This window comes from Streptomyces litchfieldiae (assembly GCF_031845365.1).
GTDB classification, from domain to species: Bacteria; Actinomycetota; Actinomycetes; order Streptomycetales; family Streptomycetaceae; genus Streptomyces; species Streptomyces litchfieldiae.
The window spans coordinates 145,117-160,336 of sequence record NZ_JAVREL010000005.1 but is presented as its reverse complement, the minus strand read 5'-3'; the positions used below and the strand labels follow the sequence as shown (position 1 = coordinate 160,336).

Annotated in this window: 14 protein-coding genes and 1 pseudogene; 7 read left to right on the top strand and 8 right to left on the bottom strand. The window is 69.2% G+C overall.

The features are described 5' to 3' along the window. Positions 1–43: 43 nt before the first annotated feature. From RM590_RS11345 to RM590_RS11315, 7 genes and pseudogenes are all read left to right on the top strand, one after another. On the top strand, positions 44–2,866 hold the full coding sequence (locus RM590_RS11345; protein ID WP_311704338.1) for an FAD-binding and (Fe-S)-binding domain-containing protein: 2,823 nt from the start codon (positions 44–46) through the stop codon (positions 2,864–2,866). A gap of 251 nt (positions 2,867–3,117) precedes the next feature. Beyond that, entirely contained in the window at positions 3,118–4,443 is a 1,326-nt protein-coding gene (gene ccrA, locus RM590_RS11340) for a crotonyl-CoA carboxylase/reductase (RefSeq protein ID WP_311704337.1), read from the top strand. An 84-nt stretch (positions 4,444–4,527) separates the two neighbouring features. After that, positions 4,528–5,526, top strand: coding sequence for a 3-oxoacyl-ACP synthase III family protein (locus tag RM590_RS11335; protein ID WP_311704336.1), 999 nt, complete (start codon positions 4,528–4,530; stop codon positions 5,524–5,526). After that, positions 5,523–6,392 (top strand): 3-hydroxybutyryl-CoA dehydrogenase, encoded by an 870-nt coding sequence (locus RM590_RS11330; RefSeq protein WP_311704335.1) that lies wholly within the window; start codon positions 5,523–5,525, stop codon positions 6,390–6,392. The genes RM590_RS11335 and RM590_RS11330 overlap by 4 nt, the downstream gene beginning before the upstream one ends. Positions 6,393–6,594: 202 nt before the next feature. Further along, the gene (locus RM590_RS11325; protein WP_311704574.1) at positions 6,595–7,854 is read left to right on the top strand and encodes a glucarate dehydratase family protein; all 1,260 of its coding nucleotides are present in this window, start codon (positions 6,595–6,597) and stop codon (positions 7,852–7,854) included. A 23-nt stretch (positions 7,855–7,877) separates the two neighbouring features. Next, positions 7,878–9,425, top strand: coding sequence for a sodium:solute symporter family protein (locus RM590_RS11320; protein WP_311704334.1), 1,548 nt, complete (start codon positions 7,878–7,880; stop codon positions 9,423–9,425). 66 nt (positions 9,426–9,491) lie between these two features. Continuing rightward, positions 9,492–10,336 (top strand): annotated as a pseudogene (locus RM590_RS11315) (IS982 family transposase); the annotation flags it as partial. Between the two features lie 14 nt (positions 10,337–10,350). Here RM590_RS11315 and RM590_RS11310 read toward each other — a convergent pair. The 8 genes from RM590_RS11310 to RM590_RS11275 all read right to left on the bottom strand — a co-directional run bounded on the left by RM590_RS11310 (position 10,351) and on the right by RM590_RS11275 (position 15,107). Then, a complete protein-coding gene (locus RM590_RS11310; protein WP_311704584.1) occupies positions 10,351–10,920 on the bottom strand; it encodes a hypothetical protein in 570 nt (189 codons plus the stop codon). After that, positions 10,913–11,266, bottom strand: a complete 354-nt coding sequence (locus RM590_RS11305; protein ID WP_311704333.1) for a hypothetical protein — start codon at positions 11,264–11,266, stop codon at positions 10,913–10,915. The genes RM590_RS11310 and RM590_RS11305 overlap by 8 nt, the downstream gene beginning before the upstream one ends. Further along, positions 11,263–11,910 carry a hypothetical protein gene (locus tag RM590_RS11300; RefSeq protein ID WP_311704332.1) on the bottom strand — a complete coding sequence of 216 codons (648 nt, stop codon included), beginning with the start codon at positions 11,908–11,910 and terminating at the stop codon, positions 11,263–11,265. Before RM590_RS11300 ends, RM590_RS11305 begins: the two co-directional genes overlap by 4 nt. Then, the gene (locus RM590_RS11295) at positions 11,907–12,350 is read right to left on the bottom strand and encodes a HEAT repeat domain-containing protein (protein WP_311704331.1); all 444 of its coding nucleotides are present in this window, start codon (positions 12,348–12,350) and stop codon (positions 11,907–11,909) included. Before RM590_RS11295 ends, RM590_RS11300 begins: the two co-directional genes overlap by 4 nt. Before the next feature lie 185 nt (positions 12,351–12,535). Next, positions 12,536–12,706, bottom strand: coding sequence for a hypothetical protein (locus tag RM590_RS11290; RefSeq protein WP_311704330.1), 171 nt, complete (start codon positions 12,704–12,706; stop codon positions 12,536–12,538). Between the two features lie 131 nt (positions 12,707–12,837). Continuing rightward, positions 12,838–13,932 carry an IS630 family transposase gene (locus RM590_RS11285; RefSeq protein WP_311704329.1) on the bottom strand — a complete coding sequence of 365 codons (1,095 nt, stop codon included), beginning with the start codon at positions 13,930–13,932 and terminating at the stop codon, positions 12,838–12,840. A gap of 24 nt (positions 13,933–13,956) precedes the next feature. After that, positions 13,957–14,610 carry a hypothetical protein gene (locus tag RM590_RS11280; protein WP_311704328.1) on the bottom strand — a complete coding sequence of 218 codons (654 nt, stop codon included), beginning with the start codon at positions 14,608–14,610 and terminating at the stop codon, positions 13,957–13,959. Beyond that, complete coding sequence (locus RM590_RS11275; RefSeq protein WP_311704327.1) at positions 14,607–15,107, bottom strand: hypothetical protein; 501 nt, start codon at positions 15,105–15,107, stop codon at positions 14,607–14,609. The genes RM590_RS11280 and RM590_RS11275 overlap by 4 nt, the downstream gene beginning before the upstream one ends. Positions 15,108–15,220: the final 113 nt, after the last annotated feature.

The window sequence follows — 15,220 nt, the reverse complement described above, 5'->3', positions numbered from 1 at the left end:
GCCCAGCGCGCGGGCGACGGCGAAACGGTGCAGGCTGTCGGTCATGGGATCAGGCACGGCATCAGGTACGGGATACGTGAGTGAACTGGCGGCGGCGCTGCGCGCGTCCGTCGCCGGCGAGGTGGAGTTCGACGCGGCCAGCCGGGCGCTGGTCACCATGGACGCCTCCAACTACCGGCGCGTTCCGGTCGGGGTGGTGGCGCCGCACGACGCGGCCGACGTGGCCGCGGCCCTCGCCGTCTGCCGCGCCCACGGCACGCCCGTGGTGCCCCGCGGCGGCGGCACGAGCATCGCCGGACAGGCCACCGGCACCGGGGTGGTGCTCGACTTCACCCGCCACATGAACCGGATCGTGTCCCTGGACCCCGGCGCCCGCACCGCGGCAGTGCAGCCCGGCGTGGTCCTGGACGACCTGCGGGCCGCGGCCACGCACCACGGGCTGACGTTCGGCCCGGACCCCTCCACGCACGGCCGCTGCACGATCGGCGGCATGATCGGCAACAACTCCTGCGGCGCGCACTCCGTGGCCTGGGGCACCACCGCCGACAACGTGCGCGAGCTGGACGTCCTCACCTACCGCGGCGACCGCGCCCGCCTCGCGCGCGGCGGCGACGGCGTGCCGGAGCCGCTGAGGGCCGCCGTCGAGGAGCTGGTGACCGGCGAACTGGCCCTGCTGCGCACCGGGTTCCCCGAGCTGCCGCGCCGCATCTCCGGCTACGCCCTGGACGAGCTGCTGCCGGAGAAGGGCCGGGACTGGGCGCGCGCCTTCATCGGCGGGGAGGGCACGCTCGGCGTCGTCACCGAGGCGACCGTGCGGCTGGTGGCGGCCCCGGCGGCGCGGGCGCTGGCCGTTCTCGGCTACCCGGACGAGTCCGTCGCGGCCGACGCGGCGGCCGGGCTGCTGGCGCACGGGCCGCTGACGGTCGAGGGCATGGCCGCCGACCTGGTCGGCGAGGCGGCGCGGGCGGCCCTGCCGCCCGGCGCGGCCTGGCTGTTCGTGGAGATGGGCGGGGCGGACACCGGCGAGGCGGAGGCGGCCGCCGCCGCGCTGTGCCGGGCCGCGGCCGACGGCACCACCGGCGACGCGGTGCTCGCCGACCCGCTGGCGCAGCGCGCGCTGTGGCGGATCCGCGAGGACGCCTCCGGGCTCGCCACCCGGCTGCCGGACGGCGGCGAGGCGTGGCCCGGCTGGGAGGACTGCGCGGTGCCGCCGGCCCGGCTGGGCGCGTATCTGCGGGAGTTCCGGGGGCTGTTGCGGGACCACGGGCTGCGCGGCATGCCGTACGGGCACTTCGGGGACGGCTGCATCCATGTCCGCATCGACTTCGACCTGCTGACCGGGGCGGGCGTCGCGCGGTTCCGGGAGTTCTCCGCCGAACTGGCCGAGCTGGTGGTCGCGCACGGCGGCTCGCTGTCCGGCGAGCACGGCGACGGGCTGGCCCGTGCGGAGCTGCTGCCCCGCATGTACGGGGACGAACTCGTGGGCGTCTTCGGCCGGTTCAAGGACCTGTGGGACCCGGACCGGAAGTTGAACCCGGGCGTGCTGGCCCACCCCGCCCGGCTGGACGACCACCTCCGCTTCGCCGGGCTGCCGGGGGAGCCGGTGCCCGTCGCGTTCGCCTACCCGCAGGACGGCGGCGATTTCACCGCCGCCGTGCGCCGTTGCGTGGGCGTCGCCAAGTGCCGGGAGACGGGCACGGGCGCGGGCGTCATGTGCCCCTCCTTCCGGGCCACCGGCGACGAGAAGCACTCCACCCGGGGCCGTGCCCGGCTGCTGCACGAGATGCTGACCGGCGAGGTGATCACCGGCGGCTGGCGCGCGCCGGAGGTGTTCGACGCGCTGGACCTGTGCCTGTCCTGCAAGGGCTGCCGCAGCGACTGCCCGGTCGGCGTCGACATGGCCACCTACAAGGCCGAGTTCCTGCACCACCACTACGCCGGGCGCCGCCGCCCCGCCGCGCACTACGCGATGGGCCGGCTGCCGCGCTGGCTCGGCCTGGCCGCCGCGCTGCGGCTGGCGCCGCTGGCCAACGCGGCGGTCCGGGTGCCGCCGCTGGCGGCGCTCGCCAAACGGGCCGGCGGCATCGCGCCGGAACGCGCCATCCCGCCGCTGCCCCGGCGGCCGTTCACCGCGTGGTGGCGCGCCGAGGGGGCCGCGCTGGCGGGCCCGGGCGAGCCGAACGTGGTGCTGTTCCCCGACACCTTCACCAACCACCTCGCCCCCGAGGCGGGCAGCGCCGCGGTCCGGGTGCTGGCCGCCGCGGGCCTGCGCGCCGCGCTGCCCCCCAAGTCCGTGTGCTGCGGGCTGACCTATGTCTCCACCGGCCAGCTCGACCAGGCGCGCGCGGTGCTGCGCCGCACGCTGGCGCGGGTGCCGGCCGGGCTGCCCGTCACGGTGCTGGAGCCGCCGTGCGCCGCCGCGCTGCGCACGGATCTGCCCGAGCTGCTGCCCGACGACCCGCGCGCCGCCGAACTGGCGGGCCGGGTACGGACGTTCGCCGAGACGCTGGAGGAGCTCGCGCCGGATTGGGAGCCGCCGCGCCTGAGCCGGACCGTCGCCGGGCAGACGCACTGCCACCAGCACGCCGTGCTCGGCGACGCCGCGGACCGCCGGCTGCGGGAACGGGCGGGCCTGACCGGCGAGCTGTCCGGGGGCTGCTGCGGCCTGGCGGGCAACTTCGGCTTCGAGAAGGGGCATTACGAGGTGTCGGTCGCCTGCGCCGAGGACCAGTTGCTGCCCGCCGTCCGCGCCGCCGCGCCCCACGCGGTGCTGCTGGCCGACGGCTACTCGTGCCGCACCCAGTTGGAGCAGCTCGGCGGCCACCGGGCCCGGCACTTCGCCGAAGTCCTGGCCGAGGCACTGTGAACGCCGCGGCACTTTGCGTCGGACCCGGCTCGCGGCATGATCGAGAAGGCACTTTCCGAGGGGAATCTAAAGCCGCGCTAAAGGGGCGCTGCATGAATTCATAAAGGCATTCCTGAAGGTGCGCTAAATCCGCCGCACAATGGCCTCCTCAACGTCTCTCGTCCCACGTCAGTGGGGTTGCTCACCCTTGACACTGTCGTGCGGGCCGGGCAATAGTCGAAGCATGCCCGAGAGAAAGAAAGAGAGTTGCCATGGATTCGCTGGCTGAAGCTTTGCTCTCGGGCGCGACACCCGAGGAACTGAACCGTCACCCCGTGCCCGACGAATATATCGCCGCGCATATCAGCGCCGCCGATGTCGGGATGTTCGACGGAGTCGCCGACAAGGACGTGCGGAAGTCGATCCGGGTCGGCAAGGTTCCCATGCCCGAGCTCGCGCCCGACGAGGTACTCGTCGCGGTCATGGCCTCCTCGATCAACTTCAATACGGTCTGGTCCGCGACGTTCGAACCGCTGCCGACGTTCAACTTCCTGAAGCGGTACGCCAGGCTGGGCGGCTTCGCGGCCCGGCACGACCGGCCCTACCAGGTCATCGGCTCCGACGCGGCGGGCGTCGTCGTCCGCGCGGGCGCCGGCGTGAGCCGGTGGGGGACCGGCGACCACGTCGTCGTCTCCTGCATCCAGGTGGACGACCACGAGCCGGCCACGCACGCCGACAGCATGGTCAGCGAGAACCAGCGCGCCTGGGGCTACGAGACCAACTTCGGCGGCCTCGCCCACTACGCGGTGGTCAAGGCGAGCCAGCTCATCGCCAAGCCGGCGCACCTCACCTGGGAGGAGGCGGGCAGCAACATGCTGACCGCGTCCACCTCCTACCGGATGCTCATCGGAGACAAGGGCGCCCGCATCAAGCTGGGCGACATCGTCCTGGTCTGGGGCGCCACCGGTGGACTCGGCGCGTTCGCCGTGCAGATGGTGCGCAGCGCCGGCGGCATCCCGGTCGGCGTCGTCAGCTCCGAGGCCAAGGCGGCGGCGGCCCGCGCGCTGGGCTGCGAGGCCGTAGTCAACCGCGCGGAGATCGGCCTGGACGGCGACCCCACGCCGGAGAAGACCATCGAGCAGGGCAAGCGACTGGGCAAGATCATCCGCCGTGAGGTGGGCGAGGACCCGCACGTCGTCTTCGACTACGTCGGCCGCGCCACGTTCGGCATCTCCGTCTTCGTCGTGCGCCGCGGCGGCACCGTCGTCACCTGCGGCTCCAGCACCGGCTACACGCACGAGTACGACAACCGCTACCTGTGGATGAACTCCAAGCGCATCCTCGGCTGCCACGCCGCCAACCTGCACGAACAGGCGGAGTGCAGCCGGCTCTTCGGCCTCGGCAAGGTGTCCCCCATCCTGTCCGGGGTCCATTCGCTGGCGGAGACGGGCGAGGCCGCCCGGCTCGTCCAGACCAACCAGCACATGGGGAAGATCGGCGTCCTGTGCATGGCTCCGCGGGAGGGACTCGGGGTCACCGACCCGGAGTTGCGCGAGAAGATCGGCGCCGCGCGTCTCAACCCCCTGCGGAAGCTCTGACCGGCCCCGCGAGCGCCCCGCCGGCCACTGAGAAATCTCCAGCTCACGGAAGTCTCACGGAAGCCTCACGGAAGGTCAGAGTTCATGACGCAGCAGACCATCGGGATCCTCGGTACGGGCTCGTATGTGCCCGAACGGCATGTCACCAACGGCGAGGTGGCCGCGCGGGTGGACGTGCCGGAGGAGTGGATCGAGAAGAAGACGCAGATAGCCGGCCGCCGTTACGCGGCGGACCACGAGGCGACCTCCGACCTGGCCGTGCACGCCGCCACCGGCGCGCTGGAGCGCGCGGGCCTGACGGCGGACCGGATCGACTACCTCATCGTCTCCACCTCCACCCCCGACTCCCCGCAGCCGCCCACTGCCTACCACGTGCAGCGCGCGCTCGGCGCCGACTCGGCCGCCTGCCTGGACATCAACGTCGTGTGCAGCGGCTTCGTCTACGGCCTCGCCCTGGCCAACAGCCTGGTCGCGCACCGCCCCGGCTCGCACGCCCTGGTGGTGGCCGCCGACGTCTACTCCCGCATCCTGGACTTCTCCGACCGCCGCACCGCCGTCCTCCTGGGCGACGGCGCGGGCGCCGCCGTCGTGGGCGCCGCCCCCGAGGGCCTGGGCTTCCTGGACTTCGAGCTGGGCAGCCGCGGCGACAAGCACAACCTGATCCGGGTGGAGGCGGGCGGCAGCCGCGTGCCCACCTCGCCGGAGACGATCGCCGCGGGCGGTCACTTCTTCCGCATGGAGGGCCGCGACGTCCGCGACTTCGTGATGGAGAACTTCCCGCCGGTCGCCGACAAGATATGCGCCCGCAACGGCGTCGCGCTGTCGGACGTCCAGCACTTCGTTCCGCACCAGCCCAACGGCGTGCTGCTCACCGAGATGGTCAACCGCGCCGGGCTGGCGGGCGCGCACACCCACCGCACCCTGGAGCGGTACGGGAACGTGGGCAGCGCCTCGGCCGCCCTCACCCTCGACGAGGCCAACCGCGCCGGCCACCTCAAGGAGGGCGAGCTGGTCCTGATCGGCACCTTCGGCGGCGGCATGTCCATCGGCGCCGGCCTGATGCGCTGGGTGGGCGCGGCATGACGGCGCCGGCCGCCGTCGACCGGGTGGGGATCGTCGGCTGCGGTCTCATGGGCTCGGGCATCGCCGAGGTGTGCGCCAAGGCGGGGCTCGACGTCCGGGTCGCGGTGACCGGCGAGGCGTCGGCGAAGCGCGGCCGGGAGCGGATCGCCGCCTCGCTCGGCAAGGCGCTGCGCCGGGGGAAGGTCACCGAGGCGGAGCGGGACGCGGCGCTGGCGCGCATCTCGTTCACCACCGACCTGGAGGGGCTGGCCGACCGTCAGCTCGTCATCGAGTCCATCCGGGAGGACGAGGCCGCCAAGGCGGACCTCTTCGGCGTCCTGGACAAGGTCCTCAAGGACCCCGAGGCGATCCTCGCCTCCAACACCTCCTCGATCCCGGTCATGCGGCTGGCCCGGGCCACCAACCGGCCGGGCCAGGTGCTCGGCGCGCACTTCTTCAGCCCGGTGCCGATCCTGCCGCTGGTGGAGATCACCGGCTCGCTGCTGACCGACGCCGCCGTCACCGCCCGCATGGAGGCGTTCGTGATGGGCACGCTCGGCAAGGAGGTGGTCCGTTCCCCGGACCGCGCCGGGTTCGTGGTCAACGCGCTGCTGGTCCCGTATGTGATCTCGGCGATCCGCATGGCCGAGTCCGGGTTCGCCGAGCCCGCGGTGATCGACCGGGGCATGCGCTCGGGCTGTTCGCATCCGATGGGGCCGCTGGAGCTGGCCGACATGATCGGCCTGGACATCATCCTGTCCGTGGCCGAGGCGCTGTACGCCGAGTTCCGCGAGCCGCACCTGGCACCGCCGCCGCTGCTGGTGCGCATGGTCGAGGGCAACCTGCTGGGCCGCAAGACCGGGCAGGGCTTCTACGCGTACGGCTGACGGCCCCACAACTGAGCTGTTCGCGGCAGCGACGCCGCGCCTTCACCGGCCGCCCGGAGACATCCGGACGGCCGGTTCGCGTTGTGCCCGGGCGGGCGGAGGCGAGGCGGTTCAGAGTCTTGACGCGCCTGGGGGGCGCTCCTATGGTGACGAAGTCTGTTCATGAGAATGTCCTTTGTTCAAATATATGAACGGCTGGGCCATGCGCATACGCGAGATCCATCTCACCCCCGTCGCCTTCCGTGATCCCCCGCTGCTGAACGCCATGGGCGTGCACGAGCCCTGGGCGCTGCGCACGGTCGTCGAGGTCGTCACCGACGAAGGGGTCAGCGGGCTGGGCGAGACCTATGGCGACCTCTCCCACCTGGAACGCCTGCGGGCCGCCGCCACCGAGCTGACCGGGGCCAGTGTCCACGCCCACCACGACCTGTACGCCCGCGTCGCCGCCTCCGTCGGTGCCAACGTCGTCACCGACCAGCACGGCCTCACCGGGGCCGGCTCCAACCAGAAGACCGTGGACGCCGTCTTCTCCCCGTTCGAGGTCGCCTGCCTCGACATCCGCGGCAAGGCCGCCGGACTGCGCGTGGCCGATCTGCTCGGCGGCCCGGTCCGGGATTCCGTCCCCTACAGCGCCTACCTCTTCTACAAGTGGGCCGGCCACCCCGGCGCCGAGGAGGACCGCTTCGGCGCCGCGCTCGACCCCGAGGGCATCGTCGCCCAGGCCCGGCTGTTCATCGAGGAGTACGGCTTCGGCTCCATCAAGCTCAAGGGCGGCGTCCTGCCCCCCGACCAGGAGGCCGAGGCGGTGTTCGCGCTGCGCGACGCGTTCCCCGGCCTGCCGCTGCGCATCGACCCCAACGCCGCCTGGACGCCCGCCACTTCGATGCGCATCGGCAAGGCGCTGGACGGCGTGCTGGAGTACCTGGAGGACCCCGCGCCCGACATCGAGGGCATGGCCGAGGTCGCCGCCGAGGTGCCGATGCCGCTGGCCACCAACATGTGCGTGGTCACCCACGACCATCTGCCGCCCGCCATCGCGCGGCGCGCGATCGGCGTGCTCCTCACCGACCACCACTACTGGGGCGGGCTGCTGCGCTCCACTCAAGTGGCCGCGCTGTGCGCCACGTTCGGCCTGGAGCTGTCCATGCACTCCAACAGCCACCTCGGCATCAGCCTGGCCGCCATGACCCACCTCGCCTCCGCCACCCCCAACATCACCCACGCCTGCGACACCCACACCCCCTGGCAGGACGGCCAGGACGTCATCGCTCCCGGCGCGCTGCGCTTCGTCGACGGCGCCGTGCCGGTGCCCGACGGGCCCGGCCTCGGCATCGAGCTTGACCGGGACGCCCTGGCCGTCATGCACGAGCAGTACCTCTCCTGCGGCATCAGGCGGCGCGACGACACCGCGTACATGCGCCGCTTCGACCCGGAGTTCACGCCGAAACGCGCCCACTGGTAATCCCCTCCCCTTTAGGAGCCGCGATGTCCGCGTTGGACTGGATCGTGGTCGCTGGTTACTTCCTCGTGGTGGTAGCCATCGGCTGGTGGTCGAAGAACCGCGTTCACAGCGTGGCCGACTTCTTCACCGCGCGGGGCAAGATCCCCTGGTGGCTGTCCGGCATCTCGCACCACATGTCGGGCTACAGCGCGGTGATGTTCGTCGCCTTCGCAGCCGTCGCCTACAACGACGGAATCACCGTCTACTTCTGGTGGCCGCTCACGATCGGGCTGGGCGTCGGCGTCGGCGCGTTCCTCTTCGCCGCCCGCTGGAACCGGCTGCGCGCCAAGCACGACGTCAAGTCCCCGCTCGAATACCTCGCCCGCCGCTACAACCTGCCCACCCAGCAGGTCCTCGCCTACAGCGGCGCCGCCCTCAAGGTCGTGGACATCGCCGCCAAGTGGGTCGCGATATCCGTGCTGTTGCAGGGCTTCGCGGACATCCCGCTGGAGTGGGGCATCATCTTCACCGGCATCGCCACCATGGCCTACATGGCGGTCGGCGGGCTGTGGGCCGATGTCCTCACCGACATGGGCCAGTTCGTCATCCAGGCCGTCGCCGGCATCGCGATGCTGATCGCCGTCATGGCCGAACTCGGCGCGGACTTCCCCTTCTCCATGTGGGGCGACCTGCCCGACGGTCGCGGCGACCCGGTCGCCGGATCCGTCACCACCTGGCTGATCATCGCGTTCCTGTTCGTCAAGACCTTCGAGTACAACGGCGGCATGTGGAACCTGGCGCAGCGCTACATGGCCTCGCCGTCCGGCTCCGCCGCCCGCCGCTCCGCCCTGCTGTCCAGCGCGCTGTGGCTGATCTGGCCGCTCATCCTCTTCCTGCCGATGATCGCCGCGCCGCTGATCGTGCCGGGGCTGTCCAACGGCGAGGAGTCGTACATCGCGCTGTCCAAGGAGCTGCTGCCGGCCGGGCTGATCGGCCTGATGCTCGCCGGGTTCTTTTCCCACACGATGGCGATGGTCGCCTCCGACTCCAACGTCATCACCGCCGTGATCACCCGCGACATCGCCCCGGTGATCACGCCCCGCGTCCGGGAGCTGTCCGAGCGCGCGCAGCTCACGTTCGCCCGGGTCACCACGGTGCTGTTCGTGTCGGTCAGCATGACGATCGCGATCGCCACCGGCGGCGAGGGGTTCGTGCTGGACACCGTCGTCGAGCTGGTGGCGGCCACCATGGGCCCGATCTCCATCCCGCTGATGCTCGGCCTGCTGCCCTGGTTCCGCCGCAACGGGCCGACCGCCGCGATCACTTCATGGGCCGGCGGCCTGGCGGTCTGGTACGTGGTCCGGTACATCGTCGAGGACGCCACCCAGGCGGCCATCGTCGGCCTGCCGCTCCTCACCTCGCTTGTCCTCTATATAGGGCTCGGCCTGCTCAAGCCGGAGGGCAACGAGGAACGCGACCGGCTCATCGACTCCCTCAACACCGACCCGGACGACACGGGCTCGGCCCCGGCCGCCCGGTCCCTGGCCAAGGAGAACGCGGAGGACACGGAGGACTCCGTCCCGGCCACCTAGCTAGATGAATGAGTCCGATGATTGTGCTGGCCGCGACTATGGCGAAGGGCGTCCGTTGGCTCGTGTGTGATGACGAATCCGGGCGCCCTTCTGACGGTACTGTACGTGTTCGTTGACGACCATGTGGCCCCGTTCTCGCCGGACCGGGCGACCCCCGAAACTGTCGGACGCGGAACTGCTGTGCCTGGCCGTCGCACAGGTCCTGCTCGGATTCCCCTCCGCCCGGCACTGGACCCGCTTCGTCCATGCCCGGCGGGGGCGTCTGTTCCGCTACCTGCCCCAGCGGTCCGGCCACACCAAGCGCCTCAACGCCGCCGGAGCGCTGATCTCCTCGGTGATCGAAGCCCTGGCCCGGCAGGTACCGACCTGGCACGACGGCCTGCGGCTGATCGGCTCCACCGCTCGGACCTGGCCGGACATGCTGGCTACGGCTACTGCCGCAGCCACTCCCGGTTCTTCTGGGGCTTGCGGCTCTGCCTGGTGACCACGGCCGAGGGCATGCCGGTGACCTGGTGCCCGGCCCATCCCGAGATCGGGGAGCGGGGGGTGATGACCGCGCTGCTGGACGCGACCACCATCTCATCCGCACCGGCCAGGTGATCCTGGCCGACAGGGGCTTCGCCGGGCGCGAGTTCGAAGCGTTCGTCACCGAACGGCTCGGCGCCCACCCCGTGAGGCCAGACCGGGGGGACGAACCTCACGCGGCACGGGAAGATCGCCCGGGCTGGGCGGTGGATCGAGGCGATCACCGACACACTCAAGGGCCGGCTCGGCCTCGAACAGCACGGCGGCGGAACCCAGGCCGGCGTGTTCGCACGCACCGGACAACGCCTGCTGGCCCTGGCCGTCGCCATCTGGCACAACTGGACGACCGACGCCCCGTCAAACGCTCGCTGATCGCGTATGACCACCGAAGACATCGGACTCATTCATCTGGATCGGTGATGCGGGCGAGGCCGGTGCCCGTCTGGAAGTCGATGCGCCGGGTGGGCACCGGCATCTGGGTGATCAGCTCCGGCATCACCTGCGGGGTTATTCCGTACCGGGCGTACTCGGGCCGCGAGAGGATGTGCGAGACGCGGGCCGCCGGCCCCCTGGACGGGAACGGCACGCCCTGCCGCTCCTCCAGGTCCATCAGCACGGTCAGGTCCTCGCCGGTGACGGTGAGGGTGGACTGCCCGGGCTGGTTGCTGATCCCGACCTCCTGCCGGATCAGGACCCCGTCCATGAGCACGGTGGGCGTGCCCTGGATGGTGGTGGAGAGAACGACCCTGGTCCTGGGGTCGAAGAACCCGTCCGGCAGCAGGCGGGTGTTGATGACGCCGCGCTTCGACAGGTCGAAGGACAGCTGGAACCCGCTGCGTTCGCCCGCGCTCATGGTGACCTGCGCGGACAGCAGCGCGTCCGTCACCTCGCGCGGCACGGGGCGCGCGATCCCCGCCCCCATGCGCAGCGTGAGGTGAATGGGCCCGCGCCGGACCGGTTCGTCAACCATGCGGACCCCCTCCGGGAAGGGGAATGCTGATCCGCTCCCCCCGGGTGTCCGTCAACTCCCGCTGGTCGACGATGGCATTGGCGTCGGCGATGCGCCACCACGGGGCGGCGGTGCCGAAGTAGTGGTGGGCCAGGAGATCGAGCCGCTCGCCGACGCTGACGGTGTGCGGGACGTTCTCGATGGTGTCGTCGGCTGGTTCCTTGGGGATCAGCCTCCGCTTGAGATACGGCACCTCCCGCCCGTCGGCTGTGGTGTGCACGGCGGTCTCCACGCCGTGATACCGGCTGGAGCGTGGGTAGTTGGTGACGGCGGGCAGGGCCGTGTCGAGCAAGCGGTCGTCGGTCACAGGACTCCCCCTCCATTGAGCCCGAGCGCGGCGAGCCGGCCGTTGGCCACGGTGGCCGCCAGCCTCTCCTTCTGCGCGAGGTGCGCGAGATACAGCTCGTAGCCGCGGTGCCCGGTGGGCAGATCACTGACGGTCAGCACGCGCAGCCCGATGGACAGGCTCGCCCTGATCGGGTTGAGATCGACGTCGAAGGCGTCCTCGGTGATCGCGACCTCGGTGAGGCGGACCGGCAGCACGCGCTTGTTCCCCCAGGTGAAGAGGGTCAACGGCGCCTCGATCGGCGTGATCTCGAGCGTCCCGGCCGCGGCGAGGGCCTCCAGGTTCCTGAGCTGGACGGAGGTCGGGTTCACCAGCATCTCCAGCGTGGCCAGCTGCGGATGAATCCCCTCGAGCGCCGCCACATCCAACTGGTCGGTGGCATCGATCTCCGCCGTGAACTTCCACGTCTCGACGGCCGGCCCCTTCAGCCGCAACGCCTCGGTCCGATCCCCGGCACCCTCCACCCCAGCCGCCCGCGGGGCGAGCGCCCGCTCCAGGCTGTCAGGGTTGAACCGGAGGATGACGCGCTGGGGCGTACCGCGCTGCGGATCGACGATCACAATCCCGGACCTGATGGGTTTCGGTATGTCGGCGTAGCGGGTCACGATTCACGAATCCCTACGCGCTCGAATGCTTCGATCACCTTCCGCGCCTCCCCTCGAACTCGCATATCAGAGTCGTTCACGGCGGATGTACGCAAATCGCGAAGAAGATCAGGCCATTCCATATAGGAGGCCGTCCGCACGACGGCAGCACGGATCATCGGGTTTTCATCACGCAGCGCAATAGAGAATGCTTCAAAATAGTCTTGATCGAACTCCGGAGGGGCCCCAATGCCGAAACGGAAGATCGCACCAACTTTTTCAAGGGCGGGGATGTCGCTGTAGATCTCTTGAAGCAACTCAGGATGGGACCAGGCGTCCACCTCCCCTTCGATCGACCGATAAGAGTCGTCGACCGCAGTTCGGTCTCGCCCCCGGAAGAAGCAGCAGGTCTCACCAGAGACTACGTCTTCCACGCAATGGAAACTCGTCTCGCCATCCACCCTCCAAACACCTTCCCTCGATTTTCCATCCCCGCCACGAAGCCCACGCCCAGCCCATCCACGCCACTCAGAGATTCGCTCGCAAGCCTGCAGACCGAGCTCTCGACGCCGAAAGACGTACCTTCGACTTCTATACACGACTACCGACCCCACTCGCCCTCCCTCTCCTTCCACTCATCCTGAAGTCAAAGCCCGTAGGTGGACATAACTTGTTCCTCGATGTGCCGAAAAACCATTTCCTTCGCTTGAGCCGGAGTCACATCGTCGGATATTTCAACCGTGAATTCATTCAACCACGCCTGAATATAGCGTATATCACGCTCGGCAAGCTCCACGCCGCTCACGTAGCGCCGCACCGTGGTAACCCTGTTGCCTTCTTTCCCGCGAGTCCTCCGCTCATTCCTCCCCAAAATGCCCTGCCGTTCCCTCCTCCTGTCGTTAGCGACCTGGCGTCGCTCCTGTCTAGTGTCGCGTGATGCCGTTGTGGCTACTTCGAGTTGTTGGCGACGAGTTTCTTGACGTTGCGTTGGGCGAGGCGGACCTTCGCCAGGATCTCGTTGGTGGTGGCCGTCCAGGTGAACGGCTTGGCGTTGATGTTCCAGGCGTCGATGTAGTTGCGGATCTGGGTGACCAGTGCGGCGACGCTGGGGAACGTGCCTCGGCGGATCGACTGGCGGGTGATGATCCCGAACCGGATCTCGATCTGGTTGAGCCAGGACGAGCCGATCGGGGTGAAGTGGAAGTGGACATGAGGATTCTCGTCCAGCCACTCCCGGACCGCGGGGGCGGTGTGGATCGAGAGATTGTCCAGGACGACATGGATCTCCTTGCCCGCATGAGGCTTCACCGCGTTCTTCAAGAACGCCAGGAAGTTCCCGGTATCCCGCACCGGGTGGCACTCGCCGACCACTTCACCCGTGCCGACGTTCAAGGCGGCGAAGAGGTTCGTGATGCCGTGACGAACATAATCAGCGGTCCGCTTCTCCGTCGCGGCGAACGTGACCGGCAGGACGGGCTGGGTCCGATCCAGAGCCTGGACCTGCGTCTTCTCGTCCACCGAGAGCACCACGGCACCCCCGGGCGGATCCAGATACAGTCCGACGACATCGGCGACCTTCTCCGCGAAAGCCGGGTCTTTGGAGATCTTGAACGTGCCCGAGCGGTGCGGCTGAAGGTTCTCCTCCCGCCAAACGCGAGCAATGTAGTGCCAGGACACCGAAATGCCCTCGGATCGCTTGAGATACGCGGCCAGGCTCCGGGTCGACCAGTGCGACAGTCCCGTCTCCATCGGCGGGGACATCCTGGTCAGCGCGATCACCCGGCCACGCACTCGGGGCGGAACCTGCACACGTGGAGCACCGCGCTTGTGTTCCTCCAGTCCGGCCAGCCCGAGTTCGGCATACCGCCTTTTCCACCGGTCGACGGTCGGAGCCGATACCCCCGCCCACTCGGCGATGTCCTTCCGTCGCCGACCCTCGCCAGCCCACAACACGATTCGCGCCCTCAACGCCAAGACCGCCGGCACATCACGACTACCCGCCAACGCCCGTAACTCAGCGACCTGTTCAGAAGAAAGCTTCACGCACCACCAACGAGATCGACCAGCTCAAGTCACGCAAACGGCTTCACGCAACACTAGAGCTCGTCGGTGCTGAATATTTGGCGCCCCCACCCCTGGATCAGTCAGCATTTCGCGGAACTTTCGGCGCAGACTCTCGTACGTCACCTCTTCGAGTCCGTCTTCCAGCAGGAGTCCGTTCAACGAGAGCGACTGCACGATATTTTCGATCACATCATCACGAAATCCCTGCGGACCCTGCCTCCCGCCATAGTGATACCACGGTCTCGTCTGGCCAGGGAGTAACGCTCCGGCCTCTTTACGCTCGTCGTACTCGGCCTGCCCGATGCCCCACACCCCCACGTTGACTGAAGGGCATTGTTTGATACATGTCACCTCCTGAGCGCTCCTCGCTCCGACGTCGACGTTCACACCGCGCGCCTGTTCCTGTATCTCAGGGCGCTGACGGGCGGCATCGATCTCGGCCGTGAACTTCCACGTCTCGACGGCCGGCCTCTTGAGCCGCAACGCCTCGGTCCGATCCCCGGCGCCCTCGGCACCGGCCGTCTGCAGGGCGAGCGTCCGCTCCAGGCTGTCGGGGTTGAACTGAAGGACGATGATGCGTTGGGGCGTGCCGCGCTGCGGATCGACGATGACGATCCCGGACCTGATGGGCTTGGGTATGTCGGCGTAGCGGGTCATGATCCATCGCCCTCCTCATGGAGTGACCGATAGGCGGCGAGCACGACCGCCGCATCGCCGCGGACCTTCTCGGAAGGGTCGTGCTCTGAAGCCCGAACAAGCAGTGGTTCGTACTGCGGCCACTCGACATAGGAGGTCGCCCAGACTGCCGCGTACCGGACACCAGTCTCCGTGTCGCGCATGGCGTTTCGTACCTGATCAAAAAAGCGCTGATCAAAATCGACTGGAGCACCGAGACCCAGACGCAAAATGGCGAGCATATAGTCAGCCGGAGAGGGGCGCACGGCCTCTGCCGCTTCAAGGAGTTCTTCAGTCGTTGCCGGCTTGAGCCGTTGCTCCAGAATCCGCGACGCAACCTGGACGCGGCGTTGATCCTCCCCCGTGACGAAAGCAGCCGGGCTACGAGTCAGCACATCCTCCTGGTAGTGCAGTGTCAAATCACCGCTCTTACCCCAGATCACTTCATGGGATTCCAGTCGATCCGCGTTTTCCGGCATCTCACCTATCAGCGGCCAGCGGAGGGTCCGAGCAACAGCGGCCACGTCCTCGGCGTTGGCACGAGGTTCAAGAAGGTACCTTCTGGATCGAAAATCCACCGATGTCACCCGCC

What these genes read in the sequence shown, in the direction of transcription:
- RM590_RS11345 (WP_311704338.1), top strand. Translation starts at nt 44, where the DNA reads ATGGGATCAGGCACGGCATCAGGTACGGGATACGTGAGTGAACTGGCG.
- ccrA (WP_311704337.1), top strand. Translation starts at nt 3,118, where the DNA reads ATGGATTCGCTGGCTGAAGCTTTGCTCTCGGGCGCGACACCCGAGGAA.
- RM590_RS11335 (WP_311704336.1), top strand. Translation starts at nt 4,528, where the DNA reads ATGACGCAGCAGACCATCGGGATCCTCGGTACGGGCTCGTATGTGCCC.
- RM590_RS11330 (WP_311704335.1), top strand. Translation starts at nt 5,523, where the DNA reads ATGACGGCGCCGGCCGCCGTCGACCGGGTGGGGATCGTCGGCTGCGGT.
- RM590_RS11325 (WP_311704574.1), top strand. Translation starts at nt 6,595, where the DNA reads ATGCGCATACGCGAGATCCATCTCACCCCCGTCGCCTTCCGTGATCCC.
- RM590_RS11320 (WP_311704334.1), top strand. Translation starts at nt 7,878, where the DNA reads ATGTCCGCGTTGGACTGGATCGTGGTCGCTGGTTACTTCCTCGTGGTG.
- RM590_RS11310 (WP_311704584.1), bottom strand. Translation starts at nt 10,920, where the DNA reads ATGGTTGACGAACCGGTCCGGCGCGGGCCCATTCACCTCACGCTGCGC.
- RM590_RS11280 (WP_311704328.1), bottom strand. Translation starts at nt 14,610, where the DNA reads ATGACCCGCTACGCCGACATACCCAAGCCCATCAGGTCCGGGATCGTC.
- RM590_RS11275 (WP_311704327.1), bottom strand. Translation starts at nt 15,107, where the DNA reads ATGCCGGAAAACGCGGATCGACTGGAATCCCATGAAGTGATCTGGGGT.